The organism is Oligoflexia bacterium, assembly GCA_034439615.1.
Lineage (GTDB): Bacteria > Bdellovibrionota > Bdellovibrionia > JABDDW01 > JABDDW01 > JAWXAT01.
In genome coordinates this window covers 129289-150549 of the sequence record JAWXAT010000047.1, presented here as the reverse complement: position 1 = coordinate 150549, position 21261 = coordinate 129289, and the positions used below count along the sequence as shown (strand labels likewise).

22 protein-coding genes are annotated in these 21261 nt (G+C 40.3%); 19 read left to right on the top strand and 3 right to left on the bottom strand.

The window, feature by feature from the left end; translation table 11 throughout:
* The first annotated feature begins 7 nt into the window (after positions 1-7).
* Both SGI74_11525 and SGI74_11520 read left to right on the top strand, forming a co-directional pair.
* Positions 8-325: a hypothetical protein gene (locus tag SGI74_11525; protein ID MDZ4678123.1), complete on the top strand. Its 318-nt coding sequence runs from the start codon at positions 8-10 to the stop codon at positions 323-325.
* Between the two features lie 159 nt (positions 326-484).
* The gene (locus SGI74_11520) at positions 485-940 is read left to right on the top strand and encodes an HNH endonuclease (protein MDZ4678122.1); all 456 of its coding nucleotides are present in this window, start codon (positions 485-487) and stop codon (positions 938-940) included.
* Between the two features lie 119 nt (positions 941-1059).
* Here the strand turns inward: SGI74_11520 and SGI74_11515 are convergent, their stop codons facing one another.
* Entirely contained in the window at positions 1060-1902 is an 843-nt protein-coding gene (locus SGI74_11515) for a transposase (protein ID MDZ4678121.1), read from the bottom strand.
* Positions 1903-2282: 380 nt separating this feature from the next.
* Here SGI74_11515 and SGI74_11510 point away from each other — a divergent pair, with 380 nt between their 5' ends.
* The 3 genes from SGI74_11510 to SGI74_11500 all read left to right on the top strand — a co-directional run bounded on the left by SGI74_11510 (position 2283) and on the right by SGI74_11500 (position 6069).
* Positions 2283-3116, top strand: a complete 834-nt coding sequence (locus tag SGI74_11510) for a flagellin (GenBank protein MDZ4678120.1) — start codon at positions 2283-2285, stop codon at positions 3114-3116.
* Between the two features lie 145 nt (positions 3117-3261).
* Positions 3262-4947, top strand: a complete 1686-nt coding sequence (locus tag SGI74_11505; protein MDZ4678119.1) for an FAD-dependent oxidoreductase — start codon at positions 3262-3264, stop codon at positions 4945-4947.
* A 294-nt stretch (positions 4948-5241) separates the two neighbouring features.
* A complete protein-coding gene (locus SGI74_11500; GenBank protein MDZ4678118.1) occupies positions 5242-6069 on the top strand; it encodes a flagellin in 828 nt (275 codons plus the stop codon).
* A 431-nt stretch (positions 6070-6500) separates the two neighbouring features.
* Here the strand turns inward: SGI74_11500 and SGI74_11495 are convergent, their stop codons facing one another.
* Positions 6501-6866, bottom strand: coding sequence for a flagellar protein FlaG (locus SGI74_11495; protein MDZ4678117.1), 366 nt, complete (start codon positions 6864-6866; stop codon positions 6501-6503).
* 307 nt (positions 6867-7173) lie between these two features.
* Positions 7174-8007 (bottom strand): flagellin, encoded by an 834-nt coding sequence (locus tag SGI74_11490; GenBank protein MDZ4678116.1) that lies wholly within the window; start codon positions 8005-8007, stop codon positions 7174-7176.
* 590 nt (positions 8008-8597) lie between these two features.
* Between SGI74_11490 and fliD the strand changes: the two genes are divergently transcribed.
* From fliD to SGI74_11420, 14 genes are all read left to right on the top strand, one after another.
* Complete coding sequence (gene fliD, locus SGI74_11485) at positions 8598-9983, top strand: flagellar filament capping protein FliD (GenBank protein MDZ4678115.1); 1386 nt, start codon at positions 8598-8600, stop codon at positions 9981-9983.
* Positions 9984-10020: 37 nt separating this feature from the next.
* Positions 10021-10431 carry a flagellar export chaperone FliS gene (gene fliS / locus SGI74_11480; protein MDZ4678114.1) on the top strand — a complete coding sequence of 137 codons (411 nt, stop codon included), beginning with the start codon at positions 10021-10023 and terminating at the stop codon, positions 10429-10431.
* Positions 10428-10853 carry a hypothetical protein gene (locus SGI74_11475; protein ID MDZ4678113.1) on the top strand — a complete coding sequence of 142 codons (426 nt, stop codon included), beginning with the start codon at positions 10428-10430 and terminating at the stop codon, positions 10851-10853. The genes fliS and SGI74_11475 overlap by 4 nt, the downstream gene beginning before the upstream one ends.
* A gap of 160 nt (positions 10854-11013) precedes the next feature.
* Positions 11014-12120 carry a tetratricopeptide repeat protein gene (locus tag SGI74_11470; GenBank protein ID MDZ4678112.1) on the top strand — a complete coding sequence of 369 codons (1107 nt, stop codon included), beginning with the start codon at positions 11014-11016 and terminating at the stop codon, positions 12118-12120.
* A gap of 53 nt (positions 12121-12173) precedes the next feature.
* Positions 12174-12749 carry a hypothetical protein gene (locus SGI74_11465; GenBank protein MDZ4678111.1) on the top strand — a complete coding sequence of 192 codons (576 nt, stop codon included), beginning with the start codon at positions 12174-12176 and terminating at the stop codon, positions 12747-12749.
* Entirely contained in the window at positions 12746-14413 is a 1668-nt protein-coding gene (locus SGI74_11460) for a glycosyltransferase family 9 protein (protein MDZ4678110.1), read from the top strand. The genes SGI74_11465 and SGI74_11460 overlap by 4 nt, the downstream gene beginning before the upstream one ends.
* Positions 14410-14607, top strand: a complete 198-nt coding sequence (locus SGI74_11455) for a hypothetical protein (protein ID MDZ4678109.1) — start codon at positions 14410-14412, stop codon at positions 14605-14607. Before SGI74_11460 ends, SGI74_11455 begins: the two co-directional genes overlap by 4 nt.
* On the top strand, positions 14570-16030 hold the full coding sequence (locus tag SGI74_11450) for a glycosyltransferase family 9 protein (protein ID MDZ4678108.1): 1461 nt from the start codon (positions 14570-14572) through the stop codon (positions 16028-16030). Before SGI74_11455 ends, SGI74_11450 begins: the two co-directional genes overlap by 38 nt.
* Positions 16005-16655 carry a hypothetical protein gene (locus tag SGI74_11445; protein MDZ4678107.1) on the top strand — a complete coding sequence of 217 codons (651 nt, stop codon included), beginning with the start codon at positions 16005-16007 and terminating at the stop codon, positions 16653-16655. The genes SGI74_11450 and SGI74_11445 overlap by 26 nt, the downstream gene beginning before the upstream one ends.
* Positions 16609-18585, top strand: a complete 1977-nt coding sequence (locus tag SGI74_11440; GenBank protein ID MDZ4678106.1) for an ATP-binding protein — start codon at positions 16609-16611, stop codon at positions 18583-18585. Before SGI74_11445 ends, SGI74_11440 begins: the two co-directional genes overlap by 47 nt.
* Complete coding sequence (locus SGI74_11435) at positions 18586-18984, top strand: response regulator (protein MDZ4678105.1); 399 nt, start codon at positions 18586-18588, stop codon at positions 18982-18984.
* A gap of 11 nt (positions 18985-18995) precedes the next feature.
* Positions 18996-19559 (top strand): 16S rRNA (guanine(966)-N(2))-methyltransferase RsmD, encoded by a 564-nt coding sequence (gene rsmD / locus SGI74_11430; protein MDZ4678104.1) that lies wholly within the window; start codon positions 18996-18998, stop codon positions 19557-19559.
* A gap of 1 nt (position 19560) precedes the next feature.
* Positions 19561-20043 carry a pantetheine-phosphate adenylyltransferase gene (gene coaD, locus SGI74_11425; protein ID MDZ4678103.1) on the top strand — a complete coding sequence of 161 codons (483 nt, stop codon included), beginning with the start codon at positions 19561-19563 and terminating at the stop codon, positions 20041-20043.
* 3 nt (positions 20044-20046) lie between these two features.
* Entirely contained in the window at positions 20047-21243 is a 1197-nt protein-coding gene (locus tag SGI74_11420; GenBank protein ID MDZ4678102.1) for a pyridoxal phosphate-dependent aminotransferase, read from the top strand.
* Positions 21244-21261: the final 18 nt, after the last annotated feature.

The following is a 21261-nucleotide window of genomic DNA, read 5'->3' as shown; positions in this document are numbered from 1 at the left end:
GAGTCAAATGCGTCTAGATACCATAGGTAAACCGATCTCAGCACCTGCGACTAGTTTTGATAAAGTCGCGCTCGATAAGTTAAGGGTGAAGACAATCAGTGAGCCACAAGCAACTAGTAATGAACACGATGCTTCTACCTCAGAAGGCAAATCACCACGTTTGGGAAAAATTCTAGATCTTCTTGAAAAATCACACGAAAAGAAAAAAGAAAAAAATCGAAATCAGAAAAATAAACTGAAGTCAGAAGCTATTAAGGCGTATCAGAAATTTTCATGTACAGATGCGAGCGAACAAGTGGGCCAGGGGGTCAATATAAAAGTCTAGGTTTTATATAAGAGTGAACCTTGACTTGACTCTCCGGTCATAGCTCGAAAAAATAGAAGATAGGAACAAGGGGGAGTAACTTTCAAGAATCAACTCACACATGCCTTAGTCCTCAATGCCTCATATGAACCACTGAAGGTGGTAAACTGGGAAAAAGCCATGACATTGCTTTTCCAGGGTAAAGTTGAGGTGATTGAAGAGCACGATGAATTTGTTAGAACCGTTCGGTTCACATACCGCTTGCCAAGTATTATCAGACTTAATCACTATGTTAAAATTCGTAATCAAAGTTACATTCGTTTCTCGCGCGAGAATATTTATATTCGTGATGATTTTAGTTGTCAGTATTGCGAGAGAAGATTTCATCCAAAACAATTAACACTTGATCACGTGATACCCGCTGTTCAAGGTGGAAAAAAGAATTGGATAAATATTGTTACAGCTTGTATCTCATGCAATCAGAAAAAAGGAGGGCGAACACCTGCTGAAGCAAGTATGAGATTAAAAAGTAAACCAATCGTCCCAACGTGGCTTCCAAAAGTTCAGGTAAAATTCTCGTATGCTCAAGCTCCAGATTCATGGAAGGAATACCTCATTCTAGCCTCAGGTTTTTAGCGCCTACTATTACGCTACATGCACCATTCAGAGATCTGCTGATGCACGCTACTTTGCTTGCCAAAAAATGTATCGTACCGTAAGAATTGAATTGTAAAAAGATTCCCATGGCCGCTTTCCTACGTACAAGCTTTCATCCAGCCAACTTTTCCAAGCCATGATCGAGGAGAGCTCAACACATCAGATAAATCGTTGGGTATAATTCTTTCGTCAGGCGAAGATCTATCGTCTGAAACACGGACAAAAGGATCACTTTTAAATGAATCACGGTCACAAGAATCACGCCGAAATGAATCATTGTCAATTGAATCACCCTGAAATGAATTAGAGTGAAATTTAATGAGAGAATTATATCTTTTTCCTAAAAGCTTTCTCCAATGGGTGAAAGTCTGCGCCGATGAATATGGATCGATATATTCAATCAACCTTTGGTGCTTAGAAATATTTAGGAGTACATATTCAAGGGCATTTCTCACTTCCTGAGGGGTCTTTAATATGTGAAGATGATAGCGACCCTTAAACACAGAACCAGCAAACAATGACCTAGCAAGCGTAGATCCTGCAGTTGATTTTCCACTGCCGCTTACGTGCTTACTAATTGCAGCATTCTTTTTTATAATCTTTGCAAATCTCCCGGCCAAACTCCTCATGCCCAGTGCGAGAAATTTATTGCTACTGCTCTCTGCAAAGAGGTGAATGTGATTTGATTGCAAAGAAAAGTGAATGACGTTAATTCCATGCACTTTGGCATTTGCAATACTCTTTTTAAATTCTGTAAGAAGCACTTTACGTCGCAAAGTGGGAATTTTCTCTCGTATCCTCAATGTAATATGCAGTGGATATTGAGACTTTATAACCTCACGTTTTATGTGGCCTACAGTTCCTGAAAGATTGGGTCTACCAGAACCTTTTCTTTTTCCACCCCATCCTAAGGTTCTTTTGAAAACCAATTGTTTTGCCATAATGAAGTTCTAATAATCAACGGTAAATTTGTCAACTTGATTTGGCATACGTTTATGGAAATTGAGAAACTTGAAAAAAATAAAACACCATCGCTTTCATGGCACGTTCGCACACGAGGGGCGAACGGAAAGCCCTGCATGGAGGGAATCCTCTCAAGATCATTTTCGATGTGGTTGATACCGAAGTGACCTTATATCCTCATAAAACCGCCTATTAACTTTACGCGTTAAAAAATTTGCCATTTAAGTACCTGTATCTACAAATGAATTCCATTAGTCGCAACTTCAGCACTAAAGTCCTAACGCGTTGTGCCGAATAGTTATTTAGAGAAACTTGAGGCCGGGACAGGCTCTCAATAAGTAATTAGGCGGGGGATTTTATGGGTTTGCGGATTAATACAAACGTGGCTGCTATTCAAGCCAATCGGAATTTAGGTAAAGCACAAGCAAGGCAAGAGCATGCACTCGCTGCAATTGCTGGCGGAAGTCGCATCGTAAAAGCTGGTGATGATGCTGCAGGCTTGGCTATTTCAGAAAATCTACGGGGGCAAATCGCTTCTATCAGACAAGCAAGATCAAATTCTAATAATGCGGTCTCGCTGATTCAGGTAGCTGAAGGCGGTTTGAATGAACAAAATAATATAATCATAAGACTGCGAGAACTTTCGATTCAAGCAGCCAGCGATAACGTCAGTGATGTTGAACGCGGCTTTTTGGATAACGAATATCAGCAGCTGTCTCAAGAGTTTGATCGAATTGCGCGTACGACAAGATTTGGAAACAAATCATTGCTCGACGGCAATGGTGGTCAATTTACATTTCATGTGGGCGCATTTGCTGGACCAGATAACCGCATCGAATATAATTTAGATGCAGATTCTACAGCGGGCAAACTTGATATTTCTGGTCTTGCCATTAGAGATCGCGACGATGCCGCTGAGAATTTAGATAAACTCGATAAAGCGCTCGTCAATATTTCATCAATACGAGCTAATTTCGGTGCCATTCAATCAAGACTGCAAGCAACGACTTCCAACTTAGATACGCAGTATGAAAATCTTTCGGCTTCAAAGTCACGACTGTCTGACGCAGACATCGCCTATGAAACCGGAGAGTTGCTCCAATCTCAAATCCTAGCCGATGCTGGAATTGGAGTGCTTTCACAGGCCAATCAAGTTCCGCTTCGCGCAAGCAAGCTCTTGAATGTTCTGTAATTAATTTGAACTCCGCAGGGTAGTGCTGTCGCTGCCGCAGGCACTACCTATTTAAAGCCCAGGGCCGGAGAGAGCGCCCGTTCTCTCCGGCTCATTTTTTTCTACTTATTCTTGTCACAATAAAAAGTTATGCCTATAAGACTTCATGTCAGAAAAATGGATTTCACGAAGAAGTGTACTCAAAGCGGGTTTAGTTGGAGCCGTAGGCGCAGGCCTTGGTGGTGCATGGTTTTTCAAATCAAAATATTATAGTGCACTAGCGGGTCTCGGTGCGACGGGCAGTGTAAATGGTGATCCGTCACCAATTTCAAAAATATTTGAAACATCAACTTTAAAAGATTACACAGGTGATGATCCACACCGCGCGCATCCGATTCTCTGGGATAAAACTGGGTTTTTAAAAAAGATAAATGGGCGACCATCCTCGTCTGAGAATACATCTGTTATTATTGTCGGTGGTGGAATAAGTGGTTTAGCGTCGGCTTATTATTTACGTGATCAAAAACCTATTTTATTAGAACAAGCTTCTCAGTTTGGCGGTAATTCAAAAGGTGAAAAATGGGAAGACATCTCTTATTCAATCGGTGCTGCGTATATCACCCGACCTAGTGTTGATTCTCCGGCCGCTTTACTACTCAAAGATTTAAATCTACTTGATTTTAGAAATGATGATTCTGGTAATGCACATGTACTTATGGGAAATGCGAAAAAAATAATTTCCCCATTTTGGAGTGGCGCAACTGATCCTGCGAGGGCTGCAGAGTTTAAATCTGTTCATAAAACGCTTATTGAATTTGGTGAGAAGACTTACCCGGATATTCCTTGGAACAAAGACTCAACCATTTCAAAAACTGAATACGATAAACTTGATCGCTTAAGTTTTGCTCAATGGTCGCAGAGTAAGTTTCAAAATCTTCATCCACATATCGCTGAGTTTTTTAATGAATATGCGTGGTCTGCATTTGCCGGTGGAGTAGATGAAATATCTGCCGCTCAAATGATTGGCTTTTTAGCCAGTGACCTTGTGGGTATTACTGTATTTCCTGGTGGCAATGCCGCAATCGCACAAGCAATGTATGAAAGATTAAAAAATACTTTGCCTGAAAATTCATTGCGCGCAAACTCACTGGTGCTTGATGTGCGAACTACATCTTCAGGAGTCGAAGTAACTTATACGCAAAACGGTGAGACAAAAACTATTTCTGCAAAAGCATGTGTGTTTGCTGCGCCTAAATTTGTTGCAAAACGTGTAATAGAAAATTTGCCAGCAACACAGCTTGAAGCTATGCAGAAAATAAAGTACCGGGCCTATCTTGTTGCGAATGTATTACTTAATAAAAAGTTTAAGTCTCCGTCTTATGATCTTTTTAGATTAACTCCTGCAACTATTACTGACCCAGCCGTTGATTCAAAGTCTCGCGCATTTACAGATGTTATTTTTGCAAGTTGGGCAGCAGCTGATAACTCGCAACGATCTGTACTGACACTTTATCATGGGTGTCCCTATGATGGTGCGCGGGGAGAACTTTACTCCATCGATTCTTTTTCAAATACGAAAGCACTATTTGAAAGTTCACTGCCAGATTTACTTTCTGCACTCTCACTTTCACAAAGTGATGTTGAAGATTTACGTATCACACGATGGGGACACGCACTTCCATTAGCCGAAAAAGGATTACTCGCAGATGGATTTCTTGAGCTTGCACATCAAGCTATCGAGAATCGAATTTTCTTTGCTCATCAAGACAATTGGGCGAACCCCTGTTTTGAGACGGCACTCTCGTCAGCTATTGACGCGACGAGTAAAACACTGCAAACAATAAAAATGTAAATAAAATTTTCTAGGTTAAAGTCTAGTTGTCTCCAACACTAGACGCGCTGCGCACAAGACGGAAGTCCTAACGCACCCTCAAGTTTCCAGGACCAAGGCCGAGAAGAATATTGAAAGTTGAGGCAGATCTAGAATCTCTCAAGAGCCTGTCCCGGTCTAAGAGACTCTAAAGCTTCCAAAAACTTTCATTGGTTAGGAGTTGGAATTTATTAGCTCGCCAACTTTGTACCTGGATGAAGGTCGAGCTATGTGGAACCCAAGAGAGAATTATTCTCAAAATGGGTAGGAGGCTTTATGGGCTTAAGAATTAATACAAACGTGGCGTCTTTAAATGCACAACGACAGTTGGGCGTTCAAGCAGCACGTAACGAACATGCGTTAGCCGCATTATCTTCAGGTAGCCGAATTGTTCGCGCTGCTGATGATGCTGCAGGTTTAGCGATCTCAGAAAATATCCGAGGACAACTCGGCGGTATGAAACAAGCACGCAACAACGCGTACAACGCAGTTTCACTGATTCAAGTAAGTGAAGGCGGTCTCAATGAAGTATCAAATATTTTGATTCGATTGAGAGAGTTGGGCGTTCAAGCTGCTTCAGACAACATCAGCGATGTTGAAAGAGGTTTCTTAAATACAGAAGCTCAACAATTAATTCAAGAAGGCGATCGTATCGCAAAAACAACACGTTTTGGTACAAAGCAATTACTTGATGGTTCAGGTGAAGAGTTGGAATATCAAGTAGGTGCGTTTGCTGGTCCAGATAACGTAATTAAATATAATATGAATGCTGATGCTCGCGCTGAAACACTCGGTTACGGGGGTCTAAGTGTTGGTGAAAAAGATGAAGCTCGTGAAACTTTACAAAAAGTTGACGATGCTCTCATTAAGGTTGGTAAACTCCGCGCAGATTTCGGAGCAGTTCAGAATCGTTTACAAGCAACTGTAAGTAACCTCGACATCCAAACAGAAAATTTGGCTGCTGGTAACTCACGTTTGCGTGATGCTGACATTGCAAAAGAAACCGCAGAGATTGCTCAATCTCAAGTGCTTCAGGCTGGTGCCGTGAGTGTTCTTGCTCAAGCAAACCAAGTACCTGCCCAAGCTCTAAAATTGATCGGTTGATTTGCAGAAATTAAAACGGTAATCGCGGGATCAAAATGATCCCGCGTGAACCGAAGTTTTCTCTGGTGCTAATTACAGATGTATGTAGCTCGAAGGCACTGGTTTGGAAAAAGTTTGCGAATGTGAAGTATGTTGCGAAGATGTAAAGCGGTGAGTGGTGTGAAGAATAAAGTTGCGAATACAATGAGTGATACGAAGATATAAAAGTTATGAATGCATGGAAAGCTGAGTTTGAGCAATGAAGTCTCGAGACAAATCCCTATAAGGGTTTAAACTATTGAGAGTAGACGCCCACAGTATGCTCTTGAGCCCGAACCCTGGCGACCCCCACAGTCCCAGGGTTTTTTTTATTTTTACGCATTTCTAATTGGTGCAATCTGAAATCTAGATAGCCGGTGCAACCAAAAAAATAGGTGATAGATTTATATTACTTACAACGCCTTATTCAATAAATTTCCGCGCGATTGGTCATGCTGGCGGTTTTTCAACATATACCAAAGCTCAGTATCGGGAATACGGCGAATTACTTTTCCTGTGGAATCTTCGACAAACACGACAACTCGTTTATCATTTCGCTCAACTCTAAACTGCAGATGATTTTCTTTTATACCTGGAAGATCTTTTAGAAGTTTAAGGGCATCTTGCAATTCAGAATCGGTAAATCGATGTTGCTCTGGCTGAGCATCACCACCACCGCCTTGTTGCGGATCCCTATCGGATGTATTCTGAGTTTTTCGACGATCAGTCTTCAGAATATCGATGGGAATTAGATTTCCTACAATTCCTTTTATATTCATCGCTCGAACCCGCCAATCATTTGGCGAGAATCTCCTGTTAATTAACTCGGATACTCCAGAGAATTAGTTAACTGGACTAGAGTCGATTTTTATAAAAACTTAAAATCCACATAAATTTTTAAACTCAAAAAAAAGCACCTAAAACTCAAAAATTCTGCGCGACATTACAAGTCACATTCAAATCGGTTAGCTCAAAAAACAGGTGGAGCTCGGGTTTTACCTGAACTCCACCCGAAGGTGGGCTAGAGGTCTAGCGTTTTTTATTAGGGCGCCAGACCCCCGCGATTCGATCAGTGAATTCGCTTTATCACCCGATGAGCTTTAGTGCTAATCCACCAACTTGGTTGGCTTGCGCTAATGTTGAGACGTTTGCATTCAAGAGCACATTATTACGTGTCATTTCTGCAGTTGCATTTGCAACGTCAGTGTCACGGATACGGCTGTTGGCTGCTGAGAGATTTTCATCTTGGATTCCTAAATTCTGAATCGTTGATTGTAAACGATTTTGTAGAGCTCCAAGATCGGCGCGTGTTTTGTTTACTCGAATTGAGGCTTCATCAAGTTGAGCTAATGAGCCTTGTGCGCCTTCTTTTGTTTTATAATCAATATCTGCGATCTCTAATGCATCAATAGTTGCGTTTGCAGCACCTGCATTAAAAGAGATGCGATCTTGAAAACCATTGTTGTTAACACCAACTTGGAAATCAAGCGTTTCACCTGTTCCATCTAAGAGTGCTTTTGTGCCAAACTTAGTTGTTAAAGCAATACGTTGTGATTCTGCTTTGAGTTGTTGAACTTCGACATCGATCATGCCGCGCTCACGATCACCCACTGTATCAGAAGAAGCTTGAACACCGAGTTCGCGCAAACGAACAATGATGTTACTGATCTCATTGAGACCACCTTCTGATGTTTGTACCAGTGAAATACCATCGCTGGCGTTACGTGACGCTTGACGGAAACCGCGAACTTGAGCTTTCAGTGTTTCACTGATTGCCAAACCTGCAGCATCATCACCTGATTTATTTATTCTGTTACCTGAAGCTAACTGCGCAGAAGAATTTTGAACTTCCCTCTGTGTGTTGCCAAGTGTACGTTGCGCGTTGATTGAGGCGATATTAGTTGATATGCGTAAGCCCATGGTATTACCCCCCTAAAAGGCTAACGTCATCCATAACACTTTCATTGCTGACCCAGCCCACCCGGGTCTAGCAAATGAAATCTGACATCCAGTCAAGCTTGTTAAACAAAAACATTGCTTTCCTAGAAGTCATGAGTACTTCGGTTTTGAGACTTTGTTTCGTACTACTTGCAACTGCTCTTCGACAACTTCTTCTTGAATACTGCCTTCGAACTTCTTTACTGCCTTTGTACTACTTCATGAGGTCTCTTACTTCTTTCCCTCATTAACTTCACTAATCTATTCGGCGAGTGTGCAAATCACTAAAGCCGAGTCGTGCAGTTCTAGACTGACGTCATATAACTTCTAGACTGACGTCTCGAAATTTTTTGAAATTTCCTCGACTGAAGAATGGAAACTCAAGACCTGTGTCGAGCAAATTGAAAGTACATCTAGAATTGTAAATCTAAAATGGGGAAGAATTTACTCTTTTTATACTTTTCTAAGTATTTTTTAATTCGAGAAGTACGTCCTGTTAGATTTTTGGCTCTAGAAAAACACTTTTTTCAGAGACAATAATCTCATGAACACCCACGTGTCAGGAGGACTGTTTGGGTATTAGCTTCGGATCAATCAACACAGGTTTACCTCCCAACATAGTTAAGCAACTTGTTGAGGCGGAGCGTATGCCACTCAAGGCTCTTGAAGCGCGCAAAGGTAAAGAGCAAGAGAAGCTAAAGCTCGTTGATGATCTCACAAGTAAAGTGCGAGAGATTGCAAGTGGACTACGTGAGCTTGGAAGTACACGTGGATTTTCTGATATTAAAATCGAAACGGGTGATCCAAATGTAGTTGCTGCTACTGCAGAAAAAGGTGTGGCTCAAAAAGGCAATTACATGGTTGAAGTTATGAAGCTTGCCCATAAGACTGCAGCTGCGAGTAATGGTTTTCCTGATAAAAATGAAACACAAGTTGGGGTTGGATATTTAAAAATCAAAGATGCTTCAGGTGGTGCACGTGAAGTTTACGTTGATAAGAATAACAACACACTTGAAGGCTTGGCCAAACTTATCAATGCAAAGAGTTTGGGCGTTCAAGCTTCAGTCATTCAAGACAATACTGATAAAGATTATCCTTACCGACTACTCCTAACTGGAAAAGGAATTGGTGAGGGTGGTGGAGTTGAGTTTCCTACATTTTATTTTCTTGATGGGGATCAAGATTTTTATATGGAGAAAGAGCGCCCTGCTGAAAATGGGCGTGTCAAAGTTGATGGTTTTGAATTTGAAATTACTGATAATAATTTAAAAGACGTCATCCCAGGAATCTCACTTCAATTAAGGCAAGCCGCACCTGGTAGAGAAATTTTTGTCGATGTTGGCGAAGACCGTGAAGTTATTTTGGGTAAGGTAAAAAAGTTTGTTGATGGAATGAACGGAGTATTTGCATTTATTCAACAACAAAACGCACTTGATAAAGACTCTGATACAACACGTACGCTAGGTGGCGATAGCCTATTAAGAAATATTGAAAATCGTTTTAGAAACACACTTCAAAATCCTGTTTATGCTGCCAAGGGCGGTATTAAGTATTTAGCCGAAACAGGAATTTCATTCGCGCGTAACGGACAATTACAATTTGATGAAGAAAAATTTAACGCTGCAGTAGCTAGAGATTTAGAGGGGCTTCAAGAATTTTTCGTCGGAGACAATCTTAGTTACGGTCTTATTCCTCAGGTGAAGATGGTCATCGGGCAAATGATCGATACAGGTACGGGGCCACTTCTACAACGATCAAAGGGTATCAAAGATAAGATCACACAGTTTGATCAGCAGATTGCAAATAAAGAACGAATGCTCCAGCAAAAAGAGGCGCAGCTCAAGCAACAGTTTGCGCGGCTCGAAGAGACAATGTCGAAATTGAAATCTCAAGGTTCATTTTTGCAAGCTAAAATGGGTGGCCCCGCAATAAGCGGATTTAATTTACAAGAAGCTTAATGAGTAACAACAGAATTAAGGGAGAGTTAATAAGAGCATGAGTCAGAATAAAGCGTTGCAAAAGTATAAGCAAACCTCAGTCACCAGTGCGAGTCGTGAGAAATTGCTGCTCATGATGTACGAGGGTGCAATTAAGTTTACAAAAAAAGCAGTCATTGCTTGTGAAGCAAAAAATATTGGTGATCGTGGCCTCTATATCGGTAAGGCCTATGACATAATTATGGAATTAAACAACACCTTGAATTTTGAAGTGGGTGGTGAAATAGCAAAAAATTTAGAACAGCTGTACATGTTTATGACCGATCAACTGACTCAAGCAAATATTACGGGTGACGCTAATAAACTGCATGTAGTTTTAAAACTTCTTAATACCCTCAACGAAGGCTGGATTAAGGCCATTGATAGTCTGAAAAAACAAAAAACTGATTCACTAGGGAGCGATCGATGACAAAAACAATTAAATTAATAGAAGAGAAAAATACATATCTCGAAAAATTTTTAGGATTAAACCGTGAATGGCTAGGGCGGTTGGCAGTTGGTGATTTTGGCGATCTTGAAAGTTTTAGGGAAAATCGCGAAAATATTCTAAACATCGTGAAACACATTGATGTGCTTGTGGATACTCAGTCCCAAACAATAGATGCTCAAGATGTAGATACTACAACTCGCTATCGTCTTAATGAATTGTTGGATCATAAAGATTTATTAGTAAAAGCAATTTTAACTCAGGATTTAGATATTATGCAGTTTATTGAAACTGCCAAATCTCAAATCATTATTGAGCTCAGAAATGTAAGACAAGGCAGAAAAACACTTAGCTCATATAAAAGTGAGAAGAAAAATAGTGAATCCCTAGATGAGAAAGCATAATTGACGTCAATATTTTGACATCCAGTTGGTGTCATGGCGGCTTTCTTATGTTGGAAACAAACTTTAGTCTTGTAGAAATCAGCTCTGCTAAATTATAGGCCCATTTAAAATTTTTATGACTCTGGCACTTCCATTGCTCACTAGAGGTAATGGAGGTGTTATGGATAAAACTCTAGACCAGTCCGATGACCAGGAAAAATCATTTCGATTTGTGTTACAAGAGCGATCGGACGTTGAAAAATTCGCGCAGCTTAAGGTCATCCGTGACATCGACGAAGCTTTGCAAAATTTTGATGAAACAGACGAAGACACCTCAATTAAATTTGTTGTAAAAACTCAAGTTACCCCAGTTGAGCCACCACCTATACCTACAGATCTTGAAGTGCATGGTTATCTGTTACAAAATGCGCTTCTGCTGGTTGATTGTGGTGAGTTTAGTTTGGCGCGCAATGTGTTGGGCGATATTTTACGCCGCAATAACAATCATGTTGATGCTATTCGGTGGATGGGCTGGTGTTTCAAGCAAGAGAATCAATTGGATAATGCACGTAAATGTTATGAGCAACTTGTTCAAAGGCGAGTGACTGAGCAAGATCTTTTTGAACTTGGTGAAATATACTATTTACTGAAGCGTGATGCCGATGCTCAATCGACATGGCTTGATGCGCTTGGGCAGTGTGATGCTGAAAGTCCACGACTTTTTGATCTGCACAAAAATTTGGGAAATGTTTTTACGCGACTTGCAGATTATGAAAGTGCAGAGGAGAACTATAATAAAGCTCTGACCATTCGACCTCTTTCAGATATTTTGAATGTAAACCTTGGATCCTTAAATTTTCAAAGAGCCCAATATACACAGGCATTAGAATATTTCAAAAAAGGCTTAGAGTTAAATCCATTTAATGACCGAGCTTGGTGTGGTGTAGCGCTTGTTGCTCGTGAAATGAAAGACGATGAATGGGCGCTTTCTGTACTACTTCGCTGTCTAGATATTAACCCGCATAATCAAGTTGCATTGCAGGTGTTGATAAGTTGGGGACAAACCGATTGTGATTGGTCAGTGGCTATCGAAAGAGTTCATGTGTATTTAGAAAATAATCAAGATGATGGTGAAATGATTTACTCTCTTGCGGGCCTTTATTTTCAGACAGGTTCGTTAATTGAAGCAGAATTAGAGTTAACTCGTTTAGATGTTCTGCATCCAGGTCGCACGGACGTACAAGAACTTAAAGAGCTAATAATGAAAAAGAAAGAAGCTAGCTTATGAGTTCAATGGCGCCCTTGGAATTTTTGAATTCCAAACAGGGGTGGATCCCAGTTGTGAATGGAACATTATTGCATTCATCTGTGAATCCTGAAAAAGAAGCCATAAGTTTTATCGATGCTGAATGGTCAAAAATTAATTCACTCAAATCTTTAATCGTATTAGGCGTGGGTGGTGGATTCCACATACGTGAACTTTTAAAGCGCAAAAAATTTCATATAGTGATTATAGATTCAAATCGCGAATTAGTCGATGCAATCATTGAAAAACAGCCTGAATTTTTAGGAAGTGCTGAAATATTGGCGGGTGTTCCCCCAGCACAAATATGTCGAGAGCCCTCAGTTATAAAAGCGCTGAGCGGTTCTTATTGTATTTTAAGACATCCAGCATCTGTACGTGTTGCGCCGTTTTATTACACCGCTATTTCACAAATCTTAAACCAACGTACACTTACAAATTTGCGAGAATTGTCACAGGGTAATATTCCATTGCAGAGATTTTTAGAGTCTCTAAATATCGCAAGTGATCAAATTCTAACTCTTCCAATGGTCGAAGAGGCCATGTCGCGACGACAAAGCGAAATGGAAAAAGAAGGTCTTATCTGGATGGCCATGAGAGAGTTGGTGTTATGAAGATTCTGGTCATCAGTCTTTTGCGGCTCGGCGATATACTGATGGCAACATCAGTTTTAAGAAGTTTGCGTCGGGAATACCCAGGTGCAGAACTACATGTTTTGATTAATGGGCAATTTCAATCTGTCGCAAATATTATTCCCTTTGTGAACAAAGTGTATTCTTTTGATCGTGCTGGTATTCAGCAAATTCTTGGTTCTCAAGACAGAAATATTTTAGAAGCATATTTTCGTATAGAAGATCTCGTTGAGCAGTTACAAACTGAGGGTTATGATCAAGTTGTAAATCTCACTCACAATAGACTTAGCGGATGGATGACCGCACTCATCGCATGCCCGAATACGCGTGGTGTTGTATTTGGGGTTAATGGAAAATTCTCTGTGGGTTCAGGTTGGTTTGAGTACCTAAATGATTTTACTGACCCAAGCAGTGATAATGTTTTTCATTTTGTTGATGTGTTTCATTATGGTGCGGGCCTCAGTGGCGCTGATAGGCGCATTGAACTTCTCGAGACAAAAGCGGGTGCTGCTTTTGCTGAACAAACATACACAAAATATGCTGATAAAAAAAGAATCCTGATTCAAGCGTGCAGTAATGAAAATAAAAAAACACTTGCTCCTAAAAAATGGAATAAACTCATTCGGGTTTTACAAAATCTTGAGCCTGGAATTCAAGTATTCATACTTGGAGCGCCCAATGAAAAAGAAGCCGTTGCTGCAATCTGTGCAGATAATCCACGTTTGATTCCTGTTATTTGTAATCTTGAACAGGCGTATAGTTTAATCAAGCAAGGTCATTTGCTTATTACTGTAGATACCAGCATTAAACATATTGCCGCAGCCACTAAAATAAAAATTTTAGAAATAAGTGTTGGAAGTTCTGAATATCGTAAAACCGGGGCTTACACGCCGGGAGCTGTAATTCTTCAGGGAGTCGTACCCTGCGCCCCGTGTTCCCACAGAGGGGGTTGCACCCAGCCAACACACGAGTGTGCCGAAAAAATTTCAGCTGAAATGGTGGCGATGGTTGCAAGTGGCATGCTGAGACAAGATGAAATGGCGCTAAGAACTTTGGCCCATGAGTATAAAGATGAGGTTTTACTTCTTAAAACTCATGTCAATAGTCGCGGTGATTGGGCGGCTTATCCGCTGGCAGAGAGTTTCTCTGCAAAAGAAATCAATAGTTGGATTGATCGCGCTAGCTTTAAACTTTATCTCCAAAAAACACACGAGAAAGCTGTTGGTGAATACGGTACTGAAGGGTTAGAGCTTAAACAATTGTTAGAAAATATATTTCCAGATCGGGCCAAACAAGACTGGGTAACCGAATTAAAGTCACTTGAGAAGAATGTTACTTGGTTTGAAACTCAAGTGGGTGAATTTCTCAATAAACTCAAAAGTCTTTTGGGTGCTATGCATGAACCTTCTCGCTTTTCTCAGTACATCGTAGAGCTTGAAGAATTTTGTGTTCAAGCAGAACAGTCAAATTATTTTAAGAGTTACAGTCGTCAACTTTTGCTCAGCATAAAAGATTCAAGTGCCGATAATAATCAATTTCAAGTAGTAAAAAAATTAAGAGAAAAATTATCGCATGCTCATCAAAGAACAAAAATAGAACTTAAACTCATACGCGGGCTTCAAACAGGCTTCATGGAGATAATATGACCCCAAAAAGTGATCTCAAGATGTATTTGCAAGGTACTCTCAAAGAGTTAAATAAACTCTCTGCTCAAATTCGCGATACTCAAGATTATTCAGAACATGCTGAGTATATTTTAACTCTTCGCGAATTAATCCTTGAACAAATTGAAGGCGCTACCAATGAAAATTCTAATAATCCAACTCACGCGACTCGGTGATATTCTCTGCACGTTGCCAGTAGTTTCGGCAATAAAGAGACAGTATCCTCAAGCCCAAATACATTTGCTCGTGCGGCAGCGTTTTGCCATCGCCGCTGAAAACGCACGTTTTGTTGATCATCTTTGGAAGTTAGATGCAGTAAAACTTTTAGGACCACTTATGACTGAGAAGAGTGGTGTTTCTGAGAGCATTGAACATTTGAGTGAGACGATCAACCATTTGCGTTCAGAAAAGTTCGATCGCATAATAAATTTATCTTTTTCACCTTCGAGTAGTTTTATTACTCATTTGATCGCACAAGAAAAAATTCCGGTGAGTGGGTATACACGAACTCAAGATCTTTTCTTGCGAATCCAAGATCCGGCAAGTCAATATTTTCGTTCACAGGTGGGTGTTGACCGCAGCAATCGAATTCACGTTTCAGATCTTTTTGCTTGGATTGCTGGTGTAGAGTTAACCAAGTCTGATTGGCACTCGTCATTGAGTGCTACTGATTCATTTAAACGTGAAGGCATTGTTTGTCATTTGGGTGCGAGTCAAAGTCAAAAAACATGGCCAGCCGATTCTTGGTCTGCACTTATTCGTCGTTTAACTCAGGGTTTAAATAAACAAGTCACATTGGTTGGAACAGCATCTGAAAAAGAGTTCGCTGATGAAGTCGTCTTGCAAACAGGTCTTCATAATCTAATAAATTTAGTTGGAATGACAAATTTTTCTGAACTGACGCGCACAATTCAAAGTGCTGAGTTATTTGTCGGAGCTGATAGTGGCCCTTTACATATTGCCAGCCAGGCAAATACAAAATCAGTCAATTTAAGTGTGGGCAACGTTCGATTCTGGGAGACGGGCCCCGTTGTTACGGGCAGCAGAGTTTTAGTAAGTAAGCAACCTCAGTTTTTAATGTCAGATTTTGTTTTTGAAAATATTGAGGGCATCTTGACTCATCAAACTCCCCTGGATGGTGTTATTGAATGCATTGAATCTCAAGGTGTTCGCTATAAAATCCATGGAAAAAATCAAACTCCAGATTATTGGGAGGTGGTGGAGTATATTTATTTTGGAGGACCTCAACCAAAGTGGAGCGCTGATCTTCAAGAGGCGCTTATGCAAATTAACGAAGTTTGCAAAATGGCACTCACTCAGTTGGCGGCCCTGTATGCCGCTCCCGCAAAAGTTGAAATTATTGGTGTCATGGATCGAATGGATGAGTTGTTGATACTTATGAAAAAGACAATTCCTCCTTTGGCTCCATTGCTAGATGCATTTTCTAGTGAGAAAGAAAACATACCTCCCGGATCTCGAGAAGAAATATTTTATCAAACCAAGCAGTGTTACGAAAGGTTGCGTCTTAGAAGTGTGACTTTTAAGAACGATAACCAATCGAAAGGAATCGAAAATGAAAACAAAAATTTGGAACCATGAACAATTAATTGAGTCTTATCCTGCGGCTCTATCTTTGAAAGATGTACTTGCTCAGTTTAATATCGAAGCAGATTCTGATGGTCATGTTGTTTGTGAAGTATCAGTAAATGGCATTGTCCTTGATGAAGAAACCGAAATACAATTTGGAGGCAATGCACTTAGTGAAATTCAAACTATAAGTGTAAAAACACAAGACCCATTGATCTTGCTCGACGAAAGTCTTGTAAGTTCTAATGAATACATCAATCGCATTCTCATTGCTTTAGAGCATTCATCTCAACTGTTTAGGTCTGAGGCTATTCATGAAGCTCATACCTACTATCGAGGTTGTGTAGAGGGAACCCAGTGGTTTATAGAGATGATCACGCATTATAAATCTGCCTATCAAGGTCTCAAAGGAACTCTCTCTGCCAATTGGTTGGAACTAGAGCAGGCGATGATATTGGTTTTAGAGCAGATTTTTGATGCCTATAAAGAAAAGAATTATATTTTGGTCGCCGATCTTTTAGAATACGATCTGATAACGATTTTTCATCGTTGGCAACAGGAGTTGTCACAATCAGGAAATAGCAGGAATAGTGGACAGCGAGCAGGAAGCGAATCAGTTAAAGAAGTCTCAGCCTAAAGTTCTCTTTGTTGATGACGAAGAATCGATTCTTGCCGCCGCACGCAGACTCTTTCGCGGCAAACCCATTGAAGTACTGACTGCGTCTTCACCTCATGAAGCCTTAAAGCTTTTAGAAAAAGAAGATTGCTGGGTCATCATTTCTGATTACCGCATGCCAGAAATGACTGGTACTGAACTACTTGAACAAGTTAAAAAAAAATCACCCCAGGTGAGTCGTTTAATGCTCACGGGTTTTTTAGAACTGCCCATCGTACATGAAGCCGTCAACCGTGCATCGGTTTTTCGTTTCATCACCAAACCTTGGGATGAAACTGATTTGTTGTTGGGTGTTGAAACAGCTATTCAGCATTCAGGGCGCCAACGCACCAATGCGCATTTAATTCACGAAATTAGTGCGCAAAATCGAAAATTAGAAGAATTCACTCAAAATCTTGAAACTGAAGTCCTTAATCGCACACAAGGCATTGATGAAAGTAAAAAAATGGCCGAGGGTAAACAACGCTTGGTGCGTGATCTTACAGGTTTTGTAAAAAATCTCTCCATCGTCAACAATGTACCGGCGTTGTATGAGGTGATTTATAATGAATTGAGAAAATTTTCAGGCGTTTCAGTTCCTTGTTACATGCTTGTTTTAGATGGTAATGAAGGTGGTAAACTTTATTGGATCCAATCTCGTACTCTTCATGAAAGATATATTAAATCTGTTCCAAAACAATTTCACTCACTCTCTGTAAGAACATCTTCAGCTGAAGATCGGCGTTGGTGGATCGAACAAACAAAAAAAGAATGTCATGAGTTAGTAGCTATTCCCGTGCGCACGCGGGAGGCCCATGCATCAATGCCAGCAGCAGTATTATTTGCTGAGCATAGTTTAGAATCAGCTCAGTTGACTGAATTTTTAGATCGCATCACTGAACGTTTACAGCCGGTGTCTATTGTACTTGATAATATTTTACTCAGAGAACAATTGGTTGCAGCGACTCGCCAGTGGGAGGCAACATTTAATGGTTTTAATGATCCCATTGCTGTAGTTGATCAAAACGAGCGTGTCATCAGGGCCAACAGTAGTTTTTTTAAAGAAGGTGTTCAAGCAACTGAACCCACATCGAATCTCGTTCGCTCAGTGAATAATAAAACTTTTCGTCTCAATAGTTATCCTATTAATAATGAGAGTGATGAGCATGGGCAGGTATTGAGAGTTGTTAATCACTACATGGATGTCAGTAATGAACGTGAACTCTATATGCGCCTTGTACAATCAGAAAAACTTGCTGCAGTGGGTTTGCTTGCCGGAAACATTGCGCATGAATTAAATAACCCACTCTCTGGAATCATCGCTTTGGCACAAATTCTTCAAAAAGAACTGCCCGCTACTGATCCACATACTACAGATCTTGCTGAGACAGAAAAAGCTGCGTTTCGTTGCCAGCTCATCATCAAGAATCTTCTAAATTTTAGTGAACCTTCAAATGACAATATCGAATTGATCAATGTGAATGAGGTTGTTGAAAGTACAATGCCACTTTTAAAAACGGCTCTTCGCATGCAGAGCCTACATACTTATTACGAAGAGGGCTTAGGAACGGTAAAGTTTCAAACCAGTCAGCTTCAACAAGTTATATTTAATCTTATTAACAATGCCTGTCAGGCAATGAATGATGGTGGTGTGTTAACGATCAAGACATGGAAACAGGGCAGTCATATTTGCATTTCAATTACTGATACCGGTCCTGGAATTCCTGATGAAATTCAGAGTCAAATTTTTGAACCATTTTTTACAACTAAGGGAGAAGGAGCTGGTACGGGCTTGGGCCTCTCGGTGAGTAAAAATATTATTGAAAAATTCGGCGGCTTGTTAAAATTAAATAGCACTGTGGGTCAAGGTACTACCTTTACCATAATGCTTCCTTCTGGCAGACTCAATTAAGTGAAAGCATTTAAGGTTCTTGTTGTTGATGATGAAATCATCGTGGCTAAAGCACTGTCTCGCGCTTTTGCGTCACGTGGTCATAGTGTCGCTATTGCTCATACGGGTGAAGAGGGTGTTGATAAATGGCAAGAGTTCTCACCCCAAGTTGTGCTACTTGATGTGGTTATGCCCGGGCTCACGGGGCCTCAAGTAATTGAAGAATATAAGCGAAGATCTACTACAGATGAGCAACTTTCTCCTGCACAGATCATATTGATGACAGCTCATTCAGGTATCAAAGGGCGTGAAGCTGCAATGGAATTGGGTGCTCACGATTTTATTCAAAAGCCATTTGAGAATATTTTTGAATTGGTTGAACGTGTAGAGACACTTCTTGGCAAAGCTGAGCAAATTTAGTATTTAAAACCATGCGAATTATCTCTGGAAAATTCAAGGGCCACCGGCTTGTTACTTTTGACAAAGATCATATTCGACCTACTACAGATCGTGTAAAAGAAAGCCTCTTTAATATTATAGCCGTAGATGTCGAAGGTGCCCGTGTATTAGATCTCTACGCAGGAACTGGAAATTTGAGTTGGGAGGCCCTCTCAAGGGGCGCTCATGAGGTTGTCATGGTAGAAAGTAGTATAAAATCTATTCAGATTATCCGGCAAAATCAGACATTATTGAAAATTGATGAGGGTGTTGAAATTGTCAAAGATGAGGCTATTCATTTTTTAGATCATTATGTGGGAAATGAATTTGACCTGGTATTTATTGACCCACCATTTCCTTCAAAAATTTGTATAAAAACATTAGAAGCCTTAAGTAAAAGTACTGCGGCGACTACTAAAACGCGGGTCATGATTGAGCATTCAAAGCATGAACCATTACCCGATGAGGTTGGTGGCCTCAGACGCGTTGACAGCCGTAATTATGGTGATAAACTTCTGGCGTTTTACCAGAAGTGTGAGGAGTCTAATGGTTCATAAAGTGACTGCTGTTTATCCTGGGAGTTTTGATCCGCCAACACTTGGGCATATCGACGTTATTGAAAGGGCTGCAAAAATTTTTGGTGGCCTTTGTGTCGTTGTTGCTAACAGTTCAAGAAAAGATGCGCTTTTTTCTGCTTCTGAACGCAAAGTTCTTTTAGAAAAATCAGTAAAACATTTAAAAAATGTCGTTGTAGATATTCATGACGGTCTCACAGTTGATTACATGAAAAAAATTAAATCACGAGTTATTATCAGGGGCTTAAGAGCTGTTTCTGATTTTGAATATGAATTGGCAATGGCTACTATGAATAGAAAACTCTACCCCAAGATTGAAACGTTTATCATGATGACGGGTGAAAATTATTATTACATTGCCTCACACACAGTAAAAGAAGTTGCACTTCATGGTGGTGATGTTTCTCAACTTGTTCCAAAACCTGTCGTTGATGCTTTGAAAAAGAAGTTACACAAAAAGAGGTAATCTATGCTTTCAGACCGCGCTCAAAAGATGAAACCTTCCGCCACGATGGCCCTGAACACGAAGGCTCAAGAACTCACAAAAGCTGGCAGAGATATCGTAAGTCTTGCCATTGGTGAACCCGATTGGGATACCTTTGAATTTATCAAAATAGCAGCAAAAAAATCTTTAGATGAAGGATTCACAAAATATACTCCAGCTGCTGGAATCCCTGACTTGCGCTCGGCGGTGGTGGAGCGTACTAAATTAGATTTAGGATTAAGTTATGAACCCAATCAATGCATGATTGGTATTGGTGCCAAACAAGTTATTTTTAATGCCCTTCAGGTTTTATGTAATCCGGGTGATGAAGTTATTATTCCGGCACCTTATTGGGTGAGTTATCCTACAATGGCTGAACTAGCAGATGCAAAACCTGTGATTCCTGTTTGCCCACGTGAAACAAATTTTAAACTTACCCCTGATCTTTTAAAACGTTCATTGACAGCAAAATCAAAAGTTTTAATTTTAAATTCGCCTAATAATCCAACGGGTCAAGTTTATAGTGAGCAAGAACTTAGAGATTTAGCAGCGGTTTTAGAACTCACAGGTGTTTGGGTCATCAGCGATGATATATATGACAAAATGATTTACGACGGTTCTAAAATTGCGCCAAACATTGCCTGCGTAAGTGAAAAATTACGAGGTCGCGTTTTACTCGCAAACTCAGTTAGTAAAACGTACAGCATGACGGGGTGGCGCATTGGTTCATTAGTTGGTGATAAAAAAGTCATCGATGCATGTGCAAATTATCAAAGTCAGAGTGCAAGTTGTGGTGTTGCTTTTGCTCAAAAAGCAGCGGTCGCCGCATTGCGCGGGCCACAAGAAGAAGTCCAAAAAGCCATGAAAGAATTAGCGAGTCGACGTGATTCAGCAATTAAAATTTTACGCACAGTTGAAGATTTAGATGTTGTAGAACCACTAGGCGCATTTTATATTTTTCCTAATATTTCAAAAGTATTTGGAAGAAAAACTCCGGCTGGGCAAGTTATCAACAATTCTACAGAGTTCTGTTCAAGTCTTATCGATGCAGAAGGTGTCGTAACAGTACCTGGTGTTGAATTTGGGATGGAAGGTTGCCTGCGCCTAACCTATACACTCAAAGAAGAGCGTATCGTTGAAGGTATGAAACGCATTAAACGATTTGTTGAGTCTTTACGCTGACCGTAAGTCCAGTAAATT